The following is a 1272-nucleotide window of genomic DNA, read 5'->3' on the forward strand; positions in this document are numbered from 1 at the left end:
TAATGCCGTTCAGTTAAGGTCTTTTTTAAGGTACCGAACGGAGTAACGCGAGGGGCGGGACTTGACGACCCGGTCGCATGCGCGGCCGGGTCGTTTTTCGTTGGGAAGAGACTTCAGCCGCTCCCGCAGGCGCTGAAGGCAGGCGGGTAGTTTTGCGTAGGCCGGCGTGAGGGCGGCCCACATCATTTCGTGCTGAATTGTATGGAGCGCTCGAACGAAGCTGATATCGGTCGGTGCGAGCTTCGCTTCCCATGCGGCGCTGGCGATCTCACGGCGAATCAGGTTGTAGGCGATCAGCGCACCCCAGATCTCCTGATACACCCCTTCGACTGTGCGACTGCGCAAGGTCAACTCCGAACCCAGCATCGATTGCTTGAGCTCCCCGAAACTGGTTTCGATTTGCCAGCGGCGCTCGTAGCAGCCGACGATATCGGCGGGTTTGAAACGTCGGCGATCCGTCAATGAAGTCAGCAGGACGCGTTCGCGTCCGCGCGCGTCGATGGTCCGGATAGCTCGCGCATTCCAGAATTCAGGCAAGGCCGCACACTTCTTGCGCGCTTGCGGCGAGACGCGCATGCGCACCATCGCATCGCCTGCCGTGCCGGCGGTGACTTCCCAACAGGTATTGGATTTGGCGGGAATCAGGAAGTGACGATTACGTCCGTTCATCGTCAGGCCGCACAGGATCTCCGCGGCCAGAAAGCCCTTGTCGAACACCGTCAGCGAATCGTCCGGTATCTGCGGCAGAAGGCTTTTGGCATACACCATTTCGTTGGTGTCGTAGCAGCCAAAGTTGATGTCGGCCACCAGATGCGTGGGGATCGCAGTCAGCGTGACCGCCCGCACCTGCGGATAGCTGGCCACCTTGCCACTGGCATAGCCCTGCGCGCCAAAGTGCTCACGGTTGGCCGCACTGTCGGGCGTGCGCAGCGTGGTGCCGTCCATCGCCCACAGACTTAACCCCTTGTACGCATGGTGAGGCGCATCCTGAGTCGTCCACGCCCGCGCCGTCTGCTCGAACAGCCAGGCCATCGGCGCCTCGCCAATGCGTTGGCGTGCCTGCACCACCGCGCTCTTGCTGACAAACGGCGCGGCCTCATTGGGCAATGCTAGATCGAGACTGTCGAGCACCTCGCTAATCGACCAGTGCCGGTACATCGCCAGCGCGATTACCAGCCAGACCACCTGTTCAGCAGGCAAACGCCGGCGCCGAATACTGGCCGCCCCGGTAGCCTGCACCGCCCGCTCGATCCATTCATAGGGCAGATGCTC

At 61.7% G+C, this 1272-nt stretch carries 1 protein-coding gene; it reads right to left on the reverse strand.

The annotated features are described in order from the left end of the window. Positions 1-9: 9 nt before the first annotated feature. Positions 10-1272, reverse strand: a 1263-nt coding sequence (locus AB4Y44_RS42335) for an IS4 family transposase (protein ID WP_368702807.1), incomplete at its 5' end; no start/stop codon positions are given.

The sequence above is a fragment of the Paraburkholderia sp. BR10937 genome (genome assembly GCF_040965695.1).
In the GTDB taxonomy this organism is placed as follows: Bacteria; Pseudomonadota; Gammaproteobacteria; order Burkholderiales; family Burkholderiaceae; genus Paraburkholderia.